The sequence below is a fragment of the Piscibacillus salipiscarius genome, from assembly GCF_042685285.1.
Classification (GTDB): Bacteria; Bacillota; Bacilli; order Bacillales; family Alkalibacillaceae; genus Piscibacillus; species Piscibacillus salipiscarius.
Window position 1 is genome coordinate 42,530 of record NZ_JBHUMZ010000050.1, and the last position, 22,121, is coordinate 64,650.

Here is a 22,121-nt window from a genome sequence, read left to right on the forward strand (position 1 = left end):
TAACTCTTATAAACCTTGATTACTTAAGTAAATTTATTTTGTGAAAATTGATTTACCCCTTATATAATTCTGTTAAAAAAATACGTAAGGGGGGTATAGTATATAGTGAGAGGGTGGATGACCATGAATGAAGAAAAAGATATGAAAATTGTGAACCAGGAAGAACCTGTTGTTCCACGAACAAATTCTGAGAAAGAGGCTGTTACTAACAGGCTAAAACGTATAGAAGGTCAGGTTAGAGGACTGCAAAAAATGGTAGATGAAGGTCGATATTGTGTTGATGTGCTGGTCCAAATCTCTGCTGTTAAAGCAGCACTAGATAAAGTTGGCTATCAAATGTTAGAGCGACATGCAAAGATGTGTGTGACAAATGCAGTTAAACAAGGTAATGGTGAAGAGTATATGGAAGAGTTAATGAAAGTGATTAACCAATACTCAAAATAATAGGAGTGAAAAACATGGGGATTGAAGAAAAAGAAAGAAAACAAACCCAGTTGGACATAACAGGAATGACTTGTTCAGCATGTTCAACAAGAATAGAAAAAGTTTTAAATAAAATGGATGGTGTTGATGCGAATGTCAATCTGTCTATGGAGAAAGCTTCCGTGACGTATGATGAAGAGCAAACGACTGTTAATAATATAGTAGAACGGATTCAAAAGTTAGGATATGGAGTACAAGAAGAGAAGGTTGAATTGGATATCAGAGGGATGACTTGTGCGGCATGCTCAACCCGTATAGAAAAAGGTCTTTCACGTATGGAAGGAATTTCTCAAGCGAATATTAACTTAGTTTCAGAATCAGGTACAATAGAATATACACCTGGTGTCGTAACTATTGACGATTTATTAGCAAAAGTTAAGAAATTAGGGTATGAAGCATTTGTAAAACAAGAAGATAATGATGAAAATCAATCACATAAAGAAAAAGAAATTCGCAATAAGAGGAATAAATTTGTTCTTTCAGCAATTTTGTCCTTTCCATTATTGTTAACTATGCTAGGGCATATGCCTTTTGATATCGGCCTATCAGCACCAGCATTTATAGAATATCCTTGGACTCAATTCGCCCTTGCGGCTGTTGTTCAATTTTATATCGGTTGGCCGTTTTATACAGGTGCGTATCGTGCGTTGGTCAATAAAAGTGCTAACATGGATGTACTTGTCGCACTTGGTACGTCAGCTGCCTTTTTTTATAGCGTTGTTCAAACATTATTATGGCAATCTGAAGCAATTATGCACGCCAAGCTATATTTTGAAACGAGTGCAGTCTTGATCACATTAATTATTCTAGGTAAATATTTTGAAGCATTAGCCAAAGGACGAACAACTGCAGCTATTTCTAATTTATTAAAACTTCAAGCAAATGAAGCAACGATCTTGCGCGATGGTAAAGAAGAGCGTGTACCAATTGAGCAAGTGCAAGTCGGGGATTACATTATTGTTAAACCAGGTGAGAAGATTCCTGTTGATGGAGAGGTTACTAAAGGTACGACGTCTATCGATGAATCCATGATTACAGGAGAATCGATACCTGTAGATAAAAATGAAAAAGATCCAGTCATAGGTTCTACAATTAATAAAAATGGAACAATCACGATGACTGCTAAAAAGGTCGGAAAAGACACCGCATTAGCAGGTATTATTAAAATTGTTGAAGACGCACAAGGGTCGAAAGCACCTATTCAACGAATGGCCGACAAAATCTCAGGTATTTTCGTACCTATAGTTGTAGTCATTGCTATCGTAACATTTGCAGTATGGTTCTTCACCGTAGACCCGGGAGTATGGTCATCAGCGCTTGAAGCATCAATTGCAGTATTAGTCATAGCATGCCCATGCGCTTTAGGTCTTGCTACACCAACGTCAATCATGGTTGGTTCAGGTCGAGGAGCAGAGCAAGGTATCCTATTTAAAGGTGGAGAGTATTTAGAAGGCACTCAAGCAATTGAAGCAGTTTTACTCGATAAAACAGGAACCATTACTGAAGGTAAACCACGTGTGACAGATGTTTTGACTTTATCAGGCAAAGAGGAAGACTTTTCATTAGTTGCATCAGCTGAAAAACGTTCAGAACACCCTTTGGCTGAAGCGGTTATCGCTTATGCAACTGAAAGAGAAATTACAGTAATAGATCCTGCTTCGTTTGAAGCAGTCTCTGGACACGGTGTTTTTGCAAAAGTTGATGGCTATGATGTTTACGTTGGTACTCGTAAGCTTATGAATGAAAGAGGAATTAACATAAGTGATGCTGAAGACCAGATGAAGAACTTTGAGCAAGAAGGAAAAACAGCTGTTCTTGCTGCCATTGACGGAGAAGTTCGTTTTTTAATTGCAATTGCAGATACTGTCAAACAAACCTCAAAACAGGCTATAAAAGATCTGCAAGGCATTGGAATAGAAGTCTATATGATGACTGGTGACAATACGTTAACAGCAAAGGCTGTAGCTAAAGAATTAGACATTCCTAATAATCACGTTTTTGCCGAAGTTTTACCAGAGCATAAAGCAGGTAAAGTAAAGGAGCTACAAAATATCGGTAAAAAAGTAGCGATGGTCGGTGACGGAATTAACGATGCACCTGCATTAGCAACAGCTGATATTGGAATGGCTATTGGGACTGGAACAGATGTTGCGATTGAAGCAGCAGATGTAACTTTAGTAGGCGGTGATTTATCTAATATTTCTCATGCCATTAGATTGAGTAAGAAAACGATGCGTAATATAAGACAAAATTTATTTTGGGCTCTTTTCTATAACAGTTGTGGGATTCCGATTGCAGCTGTAGGTCTTCTGGCACCATGGGTCGCAGGTGCAGCGATGGCATTTAGCTCTGTATCGGTTGTAACTAACTCACTTAGATTGAAAAAGCTAAAAGTTTAATAATTTTTAGAATTTTTTATGAAGCTTGTTGACAAAAGCCTTCTGAAAACAGTCAACAGGTTTTCTTTTTTTTCTATACTTATTTTTTAAAAAGGATGCATTGCAGTTTTAAATAACTTCTAGATATGATGTAGCCCCGTGACGTCCATGAAGGGACTACAATTCTATTTAATAAATTTTAATAGACGGGTACATTATTTTATCCCTCATAATAGCCTTCTAATTTTTTTCGCTATATAATTTACTACATACTTAATGAAAAGGCCATAATAGATATAAAAATTATATTTGGATTAATAAATGGCTTTCAAGAACAGATTGAAAGTGAATTGGATGATCTAAATATGATAAGTCAAAGTCATGTATCATTAGTAATGGATGAATTAGACCCTTATTACAAACAAGAGAAACCATTAGAAGAGATGCCTGACTTTACAGAATTCAGATTATCAATGGAGAGAAAAGGTATTAACTACATGATGTTAGTCAATATTCTAAAATACCTTAAATCAAAAGGAGCTTATGAATTAGAGATTGATAAGTTAGGCAATTTTAAAATTAATGAATTTGATATTTAAAGCACTCATTTTATTGAGTGCTTTTTTAAACTCTCACACTTTTTTAGAACTACCCACCTACCTAACATAAACATCTTTTTTTAGATACTAGATTCAATCAAGTGATTAACCTGCTATTTGTCCGCATTAATTAAATAATATTTCACCCTGACATACGGAAGAGGGGAGGAGAAAAAAGACTGAAGCCTACCACTCATTTAATTTAACTCATGTATATGAGTTTTACGATCTATTCCCATAACTTAGGACAAGAAAAAAGATAGATCATATCTATTGTCCATCTATTACAACGCTTATAACACCCTCCTATATGGATTACTATATCGTTTTGAATAGCACATGTAACATTAAATCTCATGTTCACTTGAATGTACTATGTAATATGAAACGATCTATGCAACGCTATGCTACATTCCTATATGCATGACTACATATATTGGGATATTAACCTTCAGAACACTTGTAATAAGTTTTTACAGAGATATTCCTGTATGCCTTTTATTAATGGAATACCATATTAAAAATTAAAATCTAGTTTTACGTTAATTTTCATGTTAAAAATAACATCGCACTTGAAAGATGACGATACATCGTAATGCAGATTCCATAACATCATTTAGGGAGGGTTTTTAATGACCATCAAAGAATTACACGAAGTATATTTTGAAACGAAAATAGATGCAGAAGTTTTAGACGTTGTTTTAAATTTAGCTGATGATGTGAACTACACGAAAGAAGATGGGGCAAAGAACTTTTGAACATTTTGAACCATCATAATTTATTAAATGAGAGGATATTAGATAATGACAACATTTACAAATGAAATTAAAAAAGGTGTCGCTATTGTAGATCGTGGAGGAGAAGATGAGCACATCGTAGCCAATGAAAAAACAATGAAAATGAGCGAGAAAGATGTAGTATTCATCATGTTAAGAGGGGAGAGCTTCAGGGAATCAAAATAAATGGAAGCTCCAATATTATCCGCATTAATTAGAGGATAGCTTATACGCTATCCTTATTATTTTTTTTGAGATTAATCTATGCAGTTAATAATCGTGTTTTACCCTTCTTATCCTGAGTTATTTTAACTTTTCTATATCATCCACTAACCCCTTATCCTTATATAGAGGAAAAAAGTTACTATTTGTCGAAAAAAATGATTAGGGGGGGGTATTATGAGCGAATTTGGTAATATACAATCAACTGATGAAGAGATTAAAAATTCTAGACAATTTTACCATCTAGATAGAATTGGAAGTTTAGAAATTGGTAAAGAAATATCACTAAATCCTATATATGTTAATTCGAATTCTAAAGAGATCTCAAATCACATTAAAGAATTATTTAAAGAGGGTATTAGTAAACATGGACTACAATATATTAATGCTCTTCAAGGTAATAATGCACAGACTGAATGGTTCTTTGAATATGTACGCAGAAGTAATTTTCAAGACAAGCCATCCAGGTTTCAGTCGTTTTTTGGATTTTCAACACTTGATGATATAGAAAGGATGAAATCTAAGCTTAATATTAGTGGAGGAACAATATACCTTGTGCAAAGTAGCCAATACTTTAGAGCAGATATGAACTTGTTAGGTATTCAGCAATCATATTTAATGTTTTCCCTACTTGCTAATATTTACTGGTCAGGTGAAACATATAAAGAATTAAATTCAAAATTTGGTTTTAAACCGTTATGGGAATATCTGTTAACAGGGGAAATAAAAATAATTGATAAGATTCATAACTGATGAAATGGAAACATAGAGTATTATAATTGGTTCTTTTTTTAAATGGTCATCAATTGCATACTTATTTTTAATCATTATTATATAGTATATAAAAATGAAAAGACCCCTCAGGCCTTGCGACGAAAGGGGTCTTTGGGGTTTGGCACCCTATGACTCCGAGTGGGCTCGAACCACCGACCTCCACCCTGTCAATTAAGAGGTATTGTTCAACCTCTTTTCACCCGATGTAATTTATAGTGACCAAAAACCTCTTTAAATCAGCGTTCTTAAGTGTTTGTAAATGTACTATTTCCCTCTTAATCACTTTTAGTTTTTTCTGCTTGTTCCCTTTTTGCCGACAAAATGCCGACAACTTATTCTAATGTTGAGCAACTTACTTTATTTGTTTCACAGAAATAAAGATTTAGAGAGTTAGTTTATATTATTTCATTATATTAACGTATTTTGATAGATTAACACCTTTTCTCACTTCTGTCTTGTAAGATTCACTAATTCCTGAAATGCTAACAATTTCAGCGATATTATAATCATTTCGTAAGATTTCGGTTCCATATTTAATTCCAAATAGATGAATAAATGTCACTTGTTCTTTTGGAGGAGCAGAGTTATACATATCTTTTAATAATTTTCCAAGCTCAGCTTTTCTCAATGAATTTCACCTCATTCTTTAATTGTAACTTTAATAATATATTTTTTTAATATTCATAGAAGTATTAGAAAAGTAATGATTATTCTAAGAGGGAGTTATGACATTTAAGTGGGAGTAAATAATTTCGATGAATCATACCACTAGTAATTGTCAAACGGATGAATCTCCTATATTAAAATGGGATGAATGTGATTTTATAGTTATGATACTATTGGATTATTTATTATAAATATAAAATGCACAAATGATTAAACTGCTATTATTATAACAAGAAATTTAAGTAACGGAACTCAAATTTGCACTTAACCTTTATGATTTTTCTTTTTGTTTCCATAGATGGATTAATATGAGAATATGGTACTATAATGATAAGTGACTTTAGCAATGACCTAGCGAGGAGATGTTTTCATGTCATTAACGAGCAAACTTAATGCGAAGAATCAAAAAGATAAACACTTTAAAAACATTTTATTATCGGTTGCACCTTCTAAGCAGGATTTCTTTACACAGAGCGGTTTGGAACCGTTCTCAAGAAATTATAATTATTTTGTAGTAAATGAATTGAATAATACATATGACTCAGGTTTGGTGGGTACTGCATTCGATTACCTTGCTCGCTTTAGAATTAGTAAATTTATAAATAAAAATGATGCAGTTTATGACCTCGTTGCTCTAAAAGGATTTGACAAGTTGAAAAGATATAGAGAATTAGATGACGATGAATATTTAAAATAGTTAATCCTGTATTAGAGTATTTGAAAAGCGAATCAGTTTCTATAAATACCATTTATGACTCAGCGGTTCATTTAGCTAAGTTAGAACAATTCTCAAGAAGTAGAGTAAGAGAAGAAAAAATCGATGTAAATTACATCATGTTTCAACCAGCAACTAAAAATGTGTTGAATGAACTAGACGGTCTATTAAATGTTTTTGAGAAGAATTTCATCGTGCCTGAAATAATAAAAAAAAGAAGTAAAGTTGTATTTAACCCGAAATTTGGTGCTGCTTCATTGTTGGTGAATGGTGCAGATGCTGATGTATTTATTGACGATACCTTATATGATTTCAAAACAACCAAATATAATGAATTTAATCAATTAGATAACTTACAGTTATTGGGTTATTTTTTCTTGAATGAACTTGCAATAGAAACTATGTCCGATATCGATTATAACTATCAACATATGAACATAAAAAAAATTGCATATTATAAAGCTAGATTTGGAGAGATTGAATATATTAAAGTTGCTAATCTATTAAATGAGCAGACAATACAGAAGATAATGATGCAATTAGCAGATTATTTTAAAGGTAATTATGGAAGCCTCCATTCATCAATTTGGGCAGATAATGAACATACAAAGGAATTGATTGAAAAAATAAGAACAGGAGAATTATATAATAGAGATTAAGTGAGTTAAAGAAAGGATTGTCTAATATGTCTTCAATAGAGTTAATGTTCGAAAATATCTATCACAAAAAAACAAAAGAATACTTTGAAGAGGTCCTCGACTCATATACAACTGGTAATTATCGTTCAGCAGTTGTAATGTTATATTCTGTTGTTGTATGTGATTTAGTTTATAAACTTAAAGAACTTTATGAGAAGTACGAAGACGATACTGCTGAAGAAATACTTGAAATCATTAGGGAGGAACAACGAAAGTCTTCAACTTCCCCTGATTGGGAACAAAAGTTGATTAACTTAGTATTTGAGAAAACAAATTTATTAGATAATGTAGTTAATGAAAATATCAGACATCTGAAACAACATCGTCATTTATCTGCTCACCCTGTACTTAATGAACTTGATATTTTATTTATGCCAACTAAGGAAAATGCAAGGAGTCACATTCGTAATATGCTTGAAGGTTTGTTAGTTAAATCACCAATCTTTTCAAAAGATGTATTTGACTTCTTTATGGAAGATATTGCGGAAAATCAAGAATATTTTCCCAAAAAAGAAGATGATAATCTTGAAAAATATCTTGATACAAAATATTTTAAATACTTTAATAAAAATTTAGAGGAGAAAGTATTCAAAGCATTATGGAAGTTTGTATTTAGAAAAGAAGATGATGATGGAGAACAATTTAAGAACAATAGAGTTATCAATTACAGAGTTTTGACAATTATGTTTAAGCGGAATAGAGTGAATTTATTTCAGATAATTAAAGAAAATACTTCTTACTTCAGCCAAATTTCAAGAAATAATATCAATATAGAAAAAATGATAGATTTTCTTGCAACATATGATGGAGTTTTTAATTTGCTGGAAGACCATTCAAAGCAACTTATAAAGGAAAAAGTAAAAACTAAATACTCATTCCAAATTAAGAGTCATTTTTTATATGATAATCCAGTAGAACATTTTAAAGAATTATCAATTGCACTACACAAAGAACGATATGATTACTCGCCATATAGGTTGGAATATTTAATAACTCCTCCTCAAATAAAGTTTTTAGAAGAACTTTCTAATAGTCACAACTGTTCCGAGGAATTTTTTGACTTTATTATAGAACATCATTGTTATAGTGGTTCATTTGATGAAGCAGATATTACATTTATGAGATGTATAGAACCTTATTTGGACAAATTTTCAAGAGGAAATATTATTGAACTATTAAGTGGAATAAATTATAATAACCAACTTTTTAATAGAAGTGCTGCAGAAAGTGACAATACTAAAATTAAGAGGTACGCAGATAAAAAATTAGGTAAAAAATTCAATTACAGTAAATATGAAAATTTGAAATTTAGCGATATAAATTCTAATAAATAACAACTTAACAATAAATAAAAAGGTGTTTTATAAAATGGAGAATAATAAAGTAGATAGAACAACTAGGTTAATTGTAACATTAACAATGTTTGGTGGAACCTGGTTTTTACTAAAAAATGTTTTTAAATCATGGGTTAATATTTTTTCTTCAAGTGCATATACCCAATCTTTTATTAGTATAGAGAATATAATATCTGTGATATCATTTACAGTAATATTAACAATAATAATAAAGGTAATCCTTTACATTTATGCAGAGCTTAAAACTTTTCAAATGTTTGAAAGTGAGGAAGAAAAACAAACAATTTATAAGAGCGCAGATATTAAATTTAATGATATCTTTAAAACTATTAAAAAGTGTGCTTATGCAATACTTGGAGTAGCACTACTGTTTGGTATTTTTGAATTGTTTAATGACCCCAATTTATTAGGGTATTTTATACTTGGCGCTTTATTAGCCTTAATATTTTTTATTATTTTATTCTTTGTCAAAAAAGAGAAATTAAAAAAAGTTGTATCAAAAGCTGAAAAAATTGAAGAAACTATAGCACCCTATGGTTCTCTAATATATATAAGTTTTCTGGCACTATTTGTAGGTATCTGTATAACATTAGTTTCATTCAATCAAAATCAGTTTGTTGAGGTTAATTTTAAAGATAACAATGAAAATATAGCTTTGGAATTAATTGTGCAAAACATGGAGAATATAGAAGCTACAATTAATATTGTTAATGATAAAGAAAATATATCGCCAAATGTTATTAGATTAGATAATAATGACTTTAATAGAAATGTAATTGAGGTATATGATGATACAAAAACAGATAATTATAAGTTCTACATAAAAAAATCTAGAAATCAATACACCCATTCATTGGATTTATCAGAATATATTATAGACGGTCGAAATGTTGTAGAAATTAAAATTATTAGTAATCAGATGTCGAGAAATAAGGTTGTTAAAATAGAGAATGAAATTGAAAAAAACGAGTCAGAAATTACATTTTCAGAGGATAGTTTTATTGTTAATCCTTAAAAACATTGAATGTCACTACAAAAAAACTTTTAATATTTGACTAGCTACATCAAGCTACAACGATAATATTATGAAAGTGCCCAAATAGGGATTTGATTATAATTTTTTAAAAACCCTTGAATAATAGGAAAGTTATTATTCAGGGGTCTAATATAAACAATATAAAGGTATTTTAGAGAATATTAAAAAACACCTAATTATTTGTCAGACCTTTATGATATATCACTTAAAGTAATTAATTGAACATTATTCTGATGTAATTCATTTTTTAGGGAGCAGAACTGGTTGTAATCCAAATCAATAAAGTGACTGCTATGCACGACAATTACTTCTATTTCACCTAACTTAGCTATTTTGATGAGTTGAGAGAAGTTTTTACGTTCAGTATATTCGTCATTCATATAATCTTCGAAATATGCGGAATACCCTAGTAGAATCCCGTATTCGTGACAAAATTCCATTAGGCTTAGTAGTTGATTAGTTTTCATTTTATCATTGTAATACCTTACATAGAATGCACAACGTTTGTATTGAAGTTCATTGAATTCCATTTTTATCACCTCATCATTTTGATTGAATGGACCTATTCTAGCTGGTAGCATTATATTTGTAAAATCAAATAATATATTTAATAGGTAGAATAAAAAACAAATTATATTAGCTAAAATGACAGATGAAATCACAAACAAGAGGTGTAACAAATGGAAAAAAACTTTATTGTAGAAGTTTGGGGAGATTTTACCGAATATTCAACTGAGGTATTTTATACTCGCCAAGAGGCAGAAGAATACTTTAAAAAAATCAGAGCATCATTGAATTCTACTCGTTTTATTAAAGGAAGTACTACAATAACTGATAATGAAGATGAGAACAATTGTGTGATATTAACTGATGCGCTCAAAGATTTAGGTGAATAAACTTCTACATTAAATTGAAAATACAAGGAATAGGTATATGCATTAGATGGTATATATTATTTATAATGGATTTATTGTATATAACAAATTTATTGTATATAACAAATCTATTATAGGAGATATATCTTATATGTAAAATTTATATGTTAAATAGGATTAATAGTTTTTTGAATGTTGTAACGTACTTAAGTGCTGGTACTAAAATATATAATATTGAACTGATTATAAAGAATACACGTAAAGCTTTATAAATGATAAGTATTAATATAATATTGTAAAAAAATGAGCATCTTTCAAATAAAAGTGGTGTTTGATATAAAAATTGTTATAAATAAAAAATCGTTTAAACGTTAAAGTTTAAACGATTTTCGCTTATTAGTGACTACTCTATATGTTCTTGTAAATTAAAGCGATTCTCTTTAATCCATTTTTTAATTAATCGGTCATTTAATAATCCTTTTTCTTTAGCAAATTGATGAGATTGCTTAATTAGATTTACAGCGAGGAAATAATATATCGATATTAAGGATAAAATTAAACATATACATAATATTTGCAACTTTAGTAGCAACATAATATCTATTTCGTTAAACATTATTATTACTCTCCCTTCAAAAGAGTTACTATAGATTATAAGTTATTTCCAGCTGGATGCCAATAATGCTAACATTTATATTCATTAGTCTGTATATCGTTTATATATATATTTAGATGATTGTAAATCTTTTAGGTTTTAAAATAATGACAAACGGTGAGTTAGGAAGAGAAGTGCAACGGCTAGTATATCCCCCCTCCGCACATAAAAATAGACTTTATGTACGAAAGGGAGATAGTTCTATACTTTATAATGACCGACGGAGCCGTCAGTGTGTCGAATGTATCCGTATAGCAGCGTTATAAACGCATACTAGCATATTGTGCCCTGGTCCAGCTTTACCACACATAGTAGGAAAGAAAATCCCTCTAACTGCTAGTACTATCCCTGCCTAATGGCACTGGGACGGTTTGACCTCCAAATTTGGAGCTTCAGGGAAGTCGCCAACTCTATGACCTATATGGTGTATCTAAATTGTTGCTCACCATATAAGCAGATGCACCTCTAACGTGCGACATCTCCGTTATGGCGAGTAACGGGAAGAGGCTTACTACCAACCTCTTATTTTTTTGTACGGTAGTTTTATATAAAAAAGCCCTTCCCTGATGTTAAAATGGAAAGGACTCATCGATACGTAAAATTTGTATTTTATTATTTATATGGTATAGTTACGTATCTAAATATGAAATTTTAGTCCTTTTAACTACCTCCGTACAGCCATACGTTGAGGTAGTTTTTTATATGTATTTAATAATGTAATTGAATTATATATTAGGATTATATAAAGTCAAATTTTGAAACAACGACTTTATTTAATCGACAAATATATCTTTATTTATCGATAAACTGAGGTTAGTTAAATTTATATATTTCCATATACCAATTCCAATTGCATCTGCAGTATTGTTATCGATGTCAGTAACTATCATTTCATTACAAATAAATTTGTACCATGTACTTTTTTTAGCATTTTCTAATCCATAAAATTTACAAACAAGATGTCTCCACGAATTAACCTGAACTAAACTTGTGCAAATCTGTAAATTAAAAAAGTAATACAATAAGTAAAACTGCATTTGTGCCAACTTTTTATAAACTTTTATCCCACTTCTTGCTTGGTAATGAATGTCTTCTATAACAACATCGGTTATTTTATATTTAGAGAGTAGTTTATCAAGTTGCACTTTAACTGTTATTATGCGGTCAAAATAGTTTAAATTATTGTCTAATTTAAACCGACCGTATTCTAATTGTATATAAGTTTTATTTTTAATTTGAAATATTGAATATCCTGTTGTTGTTAAAGCTGGGTCAATCGCTAAAATAATTGTTTTAATCACCACTCACTTTAAAAATATTTAAGTCATTATATATTGATAAAGATAAATGTCAAATTAAGATATAAGAATGAGCCTAATTTCGATATAAAAAGGTTTCATTATATAATTTTGCATCTTATTTAAAAAGAGGTGCATTATTTTGAAATCTAAGAGTGAGTTTGATGTAAAAAGAGGAATGATATTATTAGCAAATTTAAAAGGTTTATTAACATCCAAATATGGTACTTTAAAGCCAGTACTAGTTATACAAAACGACAAGGGAAATAAACATAGTCCTTGCACAATTGTCGTAGTATCTAATGGGGAAAAAGATAAGAGAGGATTTTTTGTGTGGGATTTTGATTTAGTATTTACGATAGACAAAAAGAGATTACAATCATTTATTGGATATATTCTTTCTGATGAGTTATGGAAAATACAGGATACTTTAAATCAAAGCTTGATAAGTGTAAAACAGTCGTAATAACATGGCTGTTTTTTTGTTTGTTTATTTGTACTGTTACTAACTTAGCGAATGTATAGGGTAACATTAGTACAAAAGAGTAGGAGACCATAAAGCAGGACAGACAGAGGAGTAGTAAGGAAAGGAGACAGAAATGTCTCCTTTTTTAAATTGAATGTATAATATTGTATACTTGTAGTTAATATTCCTTAATTAGGAAGGAGAAAGAAAAACTCGCATAATAGGAGGATTATAAGTGTTAGAAAATTTCAAAGGGTTTATTGGCTACTCTGATGAAGAGTTTAAAAATTTGTGGGAAAATGCCTTAGTTGTAGTAGATACCAATATCCTAATTTATTTCTATAAGTTTTCATCTAAACAATCTGAGACCTTGTTTAATATACTAATGAGATTAAAAATTGAAGAGAGGTTGTGGATTCCTCATCAGGTAGCATTAGAATACTTTCACAATTATGAAAGCAATATGTCCAAGCAAACAGAAGGATATAACTCTTTAAAGGAAAAACTCCTTAAACTAAACAAGGATGCTGAGAAAGCATTTTCGACAATTGAAAGCTCACATCCTTACATAGAAATATCCAAATTCAAGTATTTTATAGATGAGTTGAAAAAATCAATTGATGAGGTACAAGAAAAGATAACTGAGGAAATTAATGAGTTACCAAAAGCTGAATATACAGAGAAAAAGGTTTTGGAGTTGATGGATGGAATTGTGGGACATCCATATACCCAAGATAAGATAAATTCCATAGAAAATGAAGGTGGAGAAAGATACCATAATGAGGTTCCACCAGGATGGGAAGATGCGAAAGACAATAACAAAGAAAATATAAGAACTTATGGTACATTGAAATATACTCAAAAATATGGTGACTTAATTTTATGGAATCAAATGATTGACAAAGCTAAAGGTGACCAACATTCAACTCCAATAATTTTTATTACTGAAGATAAAAAAGAAGATTGGTGGGAAAAAGATAAAAGAGGTATCAAAAGACCTCAACCTAATTTGATTCATGAATTTTTAGAAAAAACATCACAAAAATTTTATATGTATAGAATAGATGAATTTGTTAAGTATGCAAGAGAATATTGGGGCGATGGTGTACCAGAGCAAGAAGTAGAGAACTTTAACAAAGAGCTGGAACATATAAGAAAATCAGATGATAAGGTAGAAGAAATGAAGAGAAAAAATGCTAAATTAATGGCATACAGAATAGGTGTAGTGTCTTCTCTTAGTAAGCAGTTCAAAGATGTACAGATAAATAAGTTAATGGAATATTTAGTTGAGGAGGAGAAAGCTCACTTTAAAAATGAATTAAAAATTGCTTTTAGTGAGAATGATAAGGCTTTTTCTACTCATATTTATGATGATGCAATTTCATGGGCATTAAATATAGCATCTCCAAGAATAGTGAATAAAGCCATAGACTTAATCTCTACTCTTGGAACTTTAGATTATACTAAAGCAAATGAATATAGAGATAGAATGTATAGTGAGATGCCTGATGAAACAGTACCAAAAGGTATTATGCTCTTAGAGTTTGTTGAAAAGCTTAAAAATGAAATTTATGAATTAGAGGATGATGGTTTACCATTTTAGATGTTTTTAAGATGTGAGGGTGGAGCTTTATTGCTCTTTCCTTTTTATTGTAAGAATTAGGTGTGGCAAGTGAGGGGAGAGGTTCAAATAATGATGAACAAAGAAGATTTTGCTAGGTACTTAGAGACTCAGGCTAAATTAAAGCCTTATTCCATAGGTAGATATGCAGGAGCAATAGACACTATATCCTCTGAGCTAGAAGGTTATGGACTGGAGGATAAGAATCTATATAATCTGAATGACTCTACATTTATAGATGTAATTCTTTCTAATCCTGAATTTATAAAGAAAAACAATAAAGGAAATAGAATGTATAGTACAGCTTTCAAGCATTTCAAAAGATACATAGAACATAGTAATGCTAGGGGATTTCAAGCAGAACTATTAAAGGAAGAATTGGACTTTGAGCAATATTTACATAAGAAACCTGATAAGGACAATATAAGAAACATTGTAGACAAGCCTATTGAGAAGCCAACTCATAAATCAGTAAGCAATAGGAAAGTGTGGTATAGAGACCCTAGATATGCAAGTGAGGCTGTTGCTTATGCTAATTATCTATGCGAGGTCAATAACCAACATCAACACTTTATCTCTAAGTTTAATCAAAGAAATTATGTAGAGGCTCATCATTTAATCCCTATAGCATTTCAAGAGCATTTTGATTTTAGCCTAGATATACATGCTAATATAGTTTCTTTGTGTTTAATCTGCCATAAAAAACTACATTATGGGCTGCTTGAGGAAAAGAAAGAAGTCTTAAAAAGTTTATTCAGTAGCAGAAGTGACAGACTGAAAGCCAGTGGGATTAATATTAGCTTAGAAGAACTTTTCAGCTATTATAAAGATTAATTACTGGAGGTGGATGTCTTGCCTCATTACTTAAAATTCTATTAATAATTTTATGTTGAGTACATAAAAGACACGCTGGTTTGTATGCGTGTCTTTTATATTTCACTTAGTTTTTCGAGATATTTCCTTTTATCTAACATTGACGGGCTAGCGTATCTCTGGGTGGTATTCACATTACTATGACCCATTAAGTTAGCCAAAATATTTATTGGAATAGTGGTATTTTGTAATAAGTTATTAGCAAAACTTGCTCTAAATCTAATAGGATATAGCTTAATGTTTGCCTTTTCCCCAATTCGATTGAGAATTAGTTGAATTCCACGTACGCTTAACTTTTCACTACGTTGTGAGATAAAAACGTAATTACTTCTCCTGTGGTAAATTTTTTGTGATTTTCCCCTTTCCTTTAGCCATTCATTTAATGATTCAACTACGTCTGAACTAATTGGAATATATCTACTTTTTTTCCCTTTGCTGTTTCGAATTAATATTGTCGGGTTTTCTTCCAATGACATATCACATATTAGGAGGTTTGATATTTCTGAAACTCTTGCCCCAGTTTTTAGCAAGATAAGTACAAGGGTGTATGCTAGTGTATTAGTTTCTCTTGCAACAGCTAAAACCCTAAGTTCTTCTGTCCTCGTGAGATATTGGTTTTCAAAGTGTTCTTCTACTTTTATTAACTTAATTTTAGAGGAAGGATTATTCTGTATTACTTTTTGAATTAGTAGAAAGGAATAAAACGTTTTTATTGAAGATAATTTCTGATTAACAGAGGTGGGAGCATAATTTTCATTTAAATACTCCCTATATTCTTTTATTTCTCTAAATGAAACTATTGCTAAATCAATTATTCCATAATTTACATTCAACCAACCTTCGAACTTACTCAGTGAATCTATATAGCTATTTATGGTTCTGGTACTTCTATCCTCGTTTTCTAAGAAGTTTTCAAATTCCTTCTGATATTGCATAAGAACCCTCTCCTTTAAAATATTATACGCTCAGTTTATTTTGTCATTATAACGATGAGTTATAATTAAAAGACATGGAATCTTATCATAATCCCCTGCTTTTTCCAAGAACTTATCGTATAATGGTAATTAAATGATAAGTATGTAGAAGAACAAGGAGGAGTAATGATGAGTATTCAAACAGTAGAAACAGGACTTGACTTAGGAACGAAATTTTTAACCAATCAGTCAGCTTATTTTTTAGGGCTGCTAATGGCAAATGAACAAACTCAATCAAACAATAATGTATATTGGCAAGCACCTGTACGGCATAACCCAACACATTATAACTATCAAGATTTGGAAGAACATTATAATTACATAAAGGAAATAGCAAGGTTTTTAGGCAAAGATGACCTAACGCAATTAACTGATTTCTATATAGAACAAGGTTTTCCAATTGTTAAATTTAATGCAGGAAAAAAGGGAGTTGTTACTCTCTTTGAACAAACTAGTGAGAGTTATGATATTGAACAACTAGTTAATGACATTACTGACCCATTACTAAGTTCAGATGTCAGTGTGAAAAGAGCGTTCTTAGTTGGAGTTTTTGATGGTAGAGGTTCTTACGATAAAACAGCTAAATTTATTGCACTAGATTATAATAATGATGCAATTAGAGACATAGTAGCAAATGTATTAAATGATTTAGGAATTGAGGCAAATATTAATTCTAAGGCAACTGCTAGAGTCAGAAGAGATAGTACTTCAGCTCCAAGAAAGAAACAAATAAGAATTAAACATATAGAATTCCTGTTAAATATTGGATTCATTTCTCCGACTCGTTTTAATAGTGCAACAAGTAATTTACCAAGTCATTATGACTTAATGAATTCAAGCGATATACTACCAAGTCTAAAATATATTTCTAGTAATCAAGATACATTATTTTAGTTAATGAGACGTAACAAAATTGGAGGATAAGTATGGGTAAAAATATCATTTACTACGGACCACCTGGAACTGGAAAAACATACATGATGCAACAACTAAAATCTAATTATACAGTTTTCAATATCAGTGATGAAGAAATAGTTAATGCTTATATTGATACATCTGAGGAATGGTTATTAATTACTTTAATTCTACTTCAGGGAAATAATTTAATGTCTAGCGATAAAATACAAGAAAAAGTTGATACATTGTCAATTCCTTCAACACATGAATTAAATAAAGGAGTCTCATCAATATTAAATAAACATTCAACAATTATTTCAAGTATGTTTACACCAGAAGAACCTCAAGTATTTACTCAGAAGGATGACAAATGGTTTGTAGCGTTAGACAATCTATTATCTTACGATTATCAGTTTTACAAGAATTATCTTTTGGAAGAAAGTGTAAAAGAAAGATATAAGTTTGTTACATTTCACCAATCATTTGTTTATGAGGATTTTGTAGAAGGAATAAGACCCGTGATTGACGATGAGGATATGGCTGAAAGTGGAGAAATTAAATATACTGTTCAACCAGGCGTTTTCAAACAATTATGTAATGAAGCATTAGCTGATTCACATAATCGCTATGCGATATTCATTGATGAAATAAACCGTGGTAATATCTCAGAGATATTTGGTGAATTAATTACTTTAATTGAAGAAGATAAACGTTTGGAAGAAGTTAATCAGCTCATGGTAAACCTTCCATATTCGAAAGAAAAATTTGGCGTACCTGAAAATATTGACATAATCGGTACTATGAATTCAGCAGATAGAAGTATTGCTTTGATTGATGTTGCATTAAGAAGAAGGTTTGAATTCATTAATACAACTTTTAACCTTAACTTACTTTCAGACAAAATAAAAAGTTTTGAGTTGGAGCCAACCAATATTGACGGAATAGACTTAGTTAAGCTTTTAGAAGTGATTAATAAGAGAATTGAAGTGTTGTTGGATTCAAACTTTGTAGTTGGTCATGCATATTTTATGAATGTCAGGTCTTTCATAGATATAAGGGAAGTCATAGTCAGTCAAATAATACCTTTACTGGAAGAGTATTTTTACGATGATTTGCAAAAAATCCAACTGATATTGAACGATTTAGATGAAGATGGAGAAATAAAAGATGATGCTATTTATCGACATGAGGAATTGGAAGTAGCAGAATTATTTGATTTTCTGGGTGATTATGAGTTTGAGGATAAGAGAAGTTATTATACAAGTAATAGTATTAAAAAAAGTTCAATTATTAAAGTCTATTCTAATTAAAGAGGTATATTTATGAATTTAGAAGTAATTGAGCACCAAAAAATTTTCATCTCCAATGTTAATAATGAGAGTAGATGCCAAATCTCTAGACAAGACGCAGAGTACCTAAAAAGAATTGAAATTAACCAAGGCAAACAAATATTTAAGTGGGGTAGTAATTATATAACTCCGCAGCATTGGGTTGGAATTATAAGTACACCTAATATCACAATTGAAATACTTCCTAAAATAGCTGATAGTGATAATAAAGCTATTGTTAAAGATAGCCTTATAAAAATGCTGAAAGTGGCAAATGATATTCCGTTAAGAAAAAATATTGATGCCAATGTTTCTTATGGAGGTCAAGGTTTTATTGATGTCTTGGCATCAATATTTTTGAAAGAATTGGAAAAACAAATTCAATCAGGTCTTGTTGGCTCATATAGTAAAGTAAAGAAAAACTTACCTACTGTTAAGGGTAGTATTGATTTCTCAAATCATATTAAAAAGAATACTGTTTTGAAAAACAAGTTTTATTGTAGATATTCGAAATTCACTAACAATAACATCATTAATCAAACAATCAAATATACATTGCATTTTTTAAAAAGGTTAGTAAGTCAACAAAAAAATATTTCGTTAATAAGTAAGCTTTACCCTCATTTTGATGGTGTTGAACTCAAAACTATTAATATATCAGATATTGATACAATAAACTGGGACAGACAATCAATTCGCTATAAAATTATTTTAGATTACTGTAAATTATTTATTTTGGGAGAATCTATTCAAATGTCGGCTGGTAAAGTTAAAGTCGATTTAATGCTATTTGATATGAATAAATTATTCGAAAGGTTTATATTTAAGATGTATAAGAGAATTTACAAAAAGGTTTCATATCAATACGGAAGTCAATATCTACTAACAAAAACTGAAACAGGTCATAAAAAAATAAATTTAAGACCTGACATAATATTAAACATCTCATCAGCTAGGTTAATTATAGACACTAAGTGGAAGCAAGTGCATAGATTTGCTGATGAGTCAGATATATACCAGATGAACTCATACTTAAATTCTTTTCCTAATATTACAAACGCAATTTTGTTATATCCGAAAACCTATAACAATGATAAAATGGTTGGGGAATATAAGTTTAATAATCAACAAAGTACTCTACGATTGAAAATAGAAACGGTTGATTTAACAGAGCTTGGAAATAGACAAGCTTTTTTAAATTCATTAAAATATATTGTTGAAAAATAATAAGCAGGTGATTTAGTGACTAGTAAAATTAAAATACAATTATACAATAATGACTGCTTATCTGTTCTTAAAGAATTGAAGGATGAGAGTATCGACCTTATTTTAACCGACCCACCCTATAATTTAGGTAAATTTATGAAAGATAGACAAACAAATTTAAAAAAAATGCGTGAAAATTTTTTTGGAGAAGCTGGGTGGGACGATTTAGAATATTTAGAATGGAAGAACCATATGGATTCTTTTTTTGAAGAAGCCAATAGGGTTTTGAAAAAAAGAGGTTCAATGATAATTTTTATGTCTCTAATGAAAATAGAAACAATAGTTGAATTGGCTTCAAAGCATAAGTTTTATTATAAAACAACTGGAGTTTGGCATAAAACAAATCCTATGCCAAGAAATATGAACTTACACTTTATTAATTCTACAGAGGGTTGGATTTACTTTGTTAATAAAGGGAAGACGGGAACTTTTAATAATAAAGGAAAAGCTATACATGATTTTATAGAAACATCTGTTATTCGTGGAAACGAAAAAAAGTATGGAATTCACCCGACTCAGAAACCCGAAGTTCTGTTTGAACATTTCGTTAATCTTCTAAGTAATGAAAATGATGTAATATTAGACCCCTTTATGGGTAGCGGTACTGCAGGAATTGTTTCGAAAAGGTTAAATAGAAATTTTGTTGGTTGTGAAATTGATAAAGAGTATTTTAAAATAGCTACAAATAGAATTGAAGAAACTTTAGAACAACAGATTGCTATTGATTTAGATTAAAAGAAGGTGTGTTGATGTTAAAGGCTGTTGATTTATTTTCTGGTGTTGGGGGATTATCATTAGGACTGCAAGAAGCAGGGATTAATGTAGTTTTATCAAATGAAATAGATAAAGATATTGCAAACTCATATATTAAGAATCACCCAAAAGTACAGATGATTAATGATGATATTACAAAGCTTGAAATAAATTCAATTTTTGGAGATTTGAAAGGGAATATAGATATAGTAGTCGGTGGACCTCCTTGCCAAGGTTTTTCTCAAAAAGGTTCTAGAAAAATCATGGATGACGAAAGAAATTATCTTTTTAAGTATTTCTTTAAGGTTGTTAAGTATTTACGACCAAAGTATTTTATTATGGAAAATGTACCAAATCTTTTAACTTCTGGAAAAGGTATTTTCAAAAAACAAATATTTGAAATGTTTGAGACCATTGGCTATAAATTGGATTCAGATATTCTGAATTCGTATGATTATGGTGTTCCTCAATTAAGAAGAAGAGCATTCATAATAGGCAAATACAACTCAAATATAGCTTTACCTCTAAACATATCTGAAAAAGTAAATGTTAAAGATGCAATATCTGATTTAAGTTTTCTGAACTCTGGCGAAGGAGTTGAAGAACAAGAATACAAATTTGAACCAAAGTCAAACTATCAGAAGTTGATGAGGAGAAACTCTAAGACACTTTATAACCATAAAGCAACTAACCATTCAACATTGGCGATAGAACGAATGAACTTGATAGCACCTGGTCAGGGACGAGAAGTACTGCCAAAGGAGCATTTAACTAAATCTATTTATAGTGGAACATGGTCAAGAATGATAGAAGACCAGCCTTCTGTAACTATTACTACTAGATTTGACACTCCATCATCGGGTAGATTTACTCACCCATATCTTAATAGGGCTATAACTGTCAGAGAAGCAGCACGAATTCAGTCTTTTCCAGATGACTTTATATTTTACGGTTCAAAGACTTCACAGATGAAACAGGTAGGAAATGCTGTACCGCCTTTACTCGCAAAGGCTATAGCTACAGAAATTCTGTTAGACTTTAAAAAAAATGAAAAAATAATTATTTAAACGAGACAATCTTGTCTCGTTTTTTTTTAGAGTTTTTAATGTGATAATTAAATTATTTATTGACAACTTATCGTGTAATATAGTATTATGTAATCAATCTAAATTTTTGGAGGTGTTTAATAGAGGAAATCCATAAGTAATATTCAGTGTTTTGTAAAATTTAACATTTGGAAAAACAAACCAGTTTTCCTAATGATAAGTATGTTTTTGAACTCGTAATAGGGGTGCATTGCGCCTTTAAACGAAGTTTAAAAAACAATTTTAAATCATAATAAAGCTATTTTTAGACGTGGTCTCACTACACGTATGCCCAAATTAGCTTATTGATTGAATTGTTAAATACTTA

The 22,121-nt window shown here is 30.5% G+C and carries 23 protein-coding genes; 19 read left to right on the forward strand and 4 right to left on the reverse strand.

Annotated features, from left to right (window positions below; translation table 11 throughout):
* Positions 1–117: 117 nt before the first annotated feature.
* The 6 genes from ACFSW4_RS14210 (at position 118) to ACFSW4_RS14235 (ending at position 5,211) form a co-directional block, all read left to right on the forward strand.
* Positions 118–444, forward strand: a complete 327-nt coding sequence (locus ACFSW4_RS14210; protein ID WP_377330097.1) for a metal-sensitive transcriptional regulator — start codon at positions 118–120, stop codon at positions 442–444.
* A 14-nt stretch (positions 445–458) separates the two neighbouring features.
* Positions 459–2,882, forward strand: coding sequence for a heavy metal translocating P-type ATPase (locus tag ACFSW4_RS14215; protein WP_377330098.1), 2,424 nt, complete (start codon positions 459–461; stop codon positions 2,880–2,882).
* 344 nt (positions 2,883–3,226) lie between these two features.
* On the forward strand, positions 3,227–3,460 hold the full coding sequence (locus tag ACFSW4_RS14220; protein WP_054753995.1) for a hypothetical protein: 234 nt from the start codon (positions 3,227–3,229) through the stop codon (positions 3,458–3,460).
* Positions 3,461–4,092: 632 nt separating this feature from the next.
* Complete coding sequence (locus ACFSW4_RS14225; RefSeq protein WP_279401707.1) at positions 4,093–4,218, forward strand: hypothetical protein; 126 nt, start codon at positions 4,093–4,095, stop codon at positions 4,216–4,218.
* A 45-nt stretch (positions 4,219–4,263) separates the two neighbouring features.
* Positions 4,264–4,422 (forward strand): hypothetical protein, encoded by a 159-nt coding sequence (locus ACFSW4_RS14230; protein WP_279401706.1) that lies wholly within the window; start codon positions 4,264–4,266, stop codon positions 4,420–4,422.
* 213 nt (positions 4,423–4,635) lie between these two features.
* Positions 4,636–5,211, forward strand: coding sequence for a hypothetical protein (locus ACFSW4_RS14235; RefSeq protein ID WP_054753993.1), 576 nt, complete (start codon positions 4,636–4,638; stop codon positions 5,209–5,211).
* 421 nt (positions 5,212–5,632) lie between these two features.
* Here the strand turns inward: ACFSW4_RS14235 and ACFSW4_RS14240 are convergent, their stop codons facing one another.
* Positions 5,633–5,860: an HTH-like domain-containing protein gene (locus ACFSW4_RS14240; RefSeq protein ID WP_054753991.1), complete on the reverse strand. Its 228-nt coding sequence runs from the start codon at positions 5,858–5,860 to the stop codon at positions 5,633–5,635.
* A 408-nt stretch (positions 5,861–6,268) separates the two neighbouring features.
* Here ACFSW4_RS14240 and ACFSW4_RS14245 point away from each other — a divergent pair, with 408 nt between their 5' ends.
* From ACFSW4_RS14245 to ACFSW4_RS14260, 4 genes are read left to right on the forward strand one after another with little or no spacing between them, the layout of a single operon-like run.
* The gene (locus ACFSW4_RS14245) at positions 6,269–6,595 is read left to right on the forward strand and encodes a hypothetical protein (protein ID WP_054753989.1); all 327 of its coding nucleotides are present in this window, start codon (positions 6,269–6,271) and stop codon (positions 6,593–6,595) included.
* Between the two features lie 20 nt (positions 6,596–6,615).
* On the forward strand, positions 6,616–7,272 hold the full coding sequence (locus ACFSW4_RS14250) for a hypothetical protein (protein WP_377330101.1): 657 nt from the start codon (positions 6,616–6,618) through the stop codon (positions 7,270–7,272).
* Between the two features lie 26 nt (positions 7,273–7,298).
* Complete coding sequence (locus ACFSW4_RS14255; protein WP_377330103.1) at positions 7,299–8,645, forward strand: hypothetical protein; 1,347 nt, start codon at positions 7,299–7,301, stop codon at positions 8,643–8,645.
* Between the two features lie 34 nt (positions 8,646–8,679).
* Entirely contained in the window at positions 8,680–9,681 is a 1,002-nt protein-coding gene (locus ACFSW4_RS14260) for a hypothetical protein (protein ID WP_377330105.1), read from the forward strand.
* A 212-nt stretch (positions 9,682–9,893) separates the two neighbouring features.
* Here ACFSW4_RS14260 and ACFSW4_RS14265 read toward each other — a convergent pair whose 3' ends face one another.
* Complete coding sequence (locus tag ACFSW4_RS14265) at positions 9,894–10,232, reverse strand: recombinase family protein (RefSeq protein WP_377330107.1); 339 nt, start codon at positions 10,230–10,232, stop codon at positions 9,894–9,896.
* A gap of 150 nt (positions 10,233–10,382) precedes the next feature.
* Between ACFSW4_RS14265 and ACFSW4_RS14270 the strand changes: the two genes are divergently transcribed.
* Positions 10,383–10,598 (forward strand): hypothetical protein, encoded by a 216-nt coding sequence (locus ACFSW4_RS14270; protein WP_377330109.1) that lies wholly within the window; start codon positions 10,383–10,385, stop codon positions 10,596–10,598.
* Between the two features lie 1,407 nt (positions 10,599–12,005).
* Here ACFSW4_RS14270 and ACFSW4_RS14275 read toward each other — a convergent pair.
* A complete protein-coding gene (locus ACFSW4_RS14275; protein ID WP_279401703.1) occupies positions 12,006–12,533 on the reverse strand; it encodes a crossover junction endodeoxyribonuclease RuvC in 528 nt (175 codons plus the stop codon).
* A gap of 139 nt (positions 12,534–12,672) precedes the next feature.
* On the opposite strand from ACFSW4_RS14275, the gene ACFSW4_RS14280 reads away from it, so the two are divergent.
* The 3 genes from ACFSW4_RS14280 (at position 12,673) to ACFSW4_RS14290 (ending at position 15,451) form a co-directional block, all read left to right on the forward strand.
* Positions 12,673–12,996 carry a type II toxin-antitoxin system PemK/MazF family toxin gene (locus tag ACFSW4_RS14280; RefSeq protein WP_377330111.1) on the forward strand — a complete coding sequence of 108 codons (324 nt, stop codon included), beginning with the start codon at positions 12,673–12,675 and terminating at the stop codon, positions 12,994–12,996.
* Between the two features lie 235 nt (positions 12,997–13,231).
* Complete coding sequence (locus ACFSW4_RS14285; RefSeq protein ID WP_054753973.1) at positions 13,232–14,599, forward strand: PIN-like domain-containing protein; 1,368 nt, start codon at positions 13,232–13,234, stop codon at positions 14,597–14,599.
* 90 nt (positions 14,600–14,689) lie between these two features.
* On the forward strand, positions 14,690–15,451 hold the full coding sequence (locus ACFSW4_RS14290; RefSeq protein WP_377330113.1) for an HNH endonuclease: 762 nt from the start codon (positions 14,690–14,692) through the stop codon (positions 15,449–15,451).
* A 95-nt stretch (positions 15,452–15,546) separates the two neighbouring features.
* Here ACFSW4_RS14290 and ACFSW4_RS14295 read toward each other — a convergent pair whose 3' ends face one another.
* On the reverse strand, positions 15,547–16,425 hold the full coding sequence (locus tag ACFSW4_RS14295) for a tyrosine-type recombinase/integrase (protein WP_377330115.1): 879 nt from the start codon (positions 16,423–16,425) through the stop codon (positions 15,547–15,549).
* A 168-nt stretch (positions 16,426–16,593) separates the two neighbouring features.
* On the opposite strand from ACFSW4_RS14295, the gene ACFSW4_RS14300 reads away from it, so the two are divergent.
* The 5 genes from ACFSW4_RS14300 to ACFSW4_RS14320 are packed head-to-tail and all read left to right on the forward strand — an operon-like array spanning position 16,594 to position 21,775.
* Positions 16,594–17,358: an LAGLIDADG family homing endonuclease gene (locus tag ACFSW4_RS14300; protein ID WP_377330117.1), complete on the forward strand. Its 765-nt coding sequence runs from the start codon at positions 16,594–16,596 to the stop codon at positions 17,356–17,358.
* Positions 17,359–17,390: 32 nt separating this feature from the next.
* Positions 17,391–18,671 (forward strand): AAA family ATPase, encoded by a 1,281-nt coding sequence (locus tag ACFSW4_RS14305; RefSeq protein ID WP_377330119.1) that lies wholly within the window; start codon positions 17,391–17,393, stop codon positions 18,669–18,671.
* Positions 18,672–18,683: 12 nt separating this feature from the next.
* The gene (locus tag ACFSW4_RS14310) at positions 18,684–19,916 is read left to right on the forward strand and encodes an McrC family protein (protein ID WP_377330121.1); all 1,233 of its coding nucleotides are present in this window, start codon (positions 18,684–18,686) and stop codon (positions 19,914–19,916) included.
* 15 nt (positions 19,917–19,931) lie between these two features.
* Entirely contained in the window at positions 19,932–20,690 is a 759-nt protein-coding gene (locus ACFSW4_RS14315; RefSeq protein ID WP_377330123.1) for a DNA-methyltransferase, read from the forward strand.
* A 14-nt stretch (positions 20,691–20,704) separates the two neighbouring features.
* Positions 20,705–21,775: a DNA cytosine methyltransferase gene (locus tag ACFSW4_RS14320; RefSeq protein WP_377330125.1), complete on the forward strand. Its 1,071-nt coding sequence runs from the start codon at positions 20,705–20,707 to the stop codon at positions 21,773–21,775.
* Positions 21,776–22,121 lie beyond the last annotated feature (346 nt).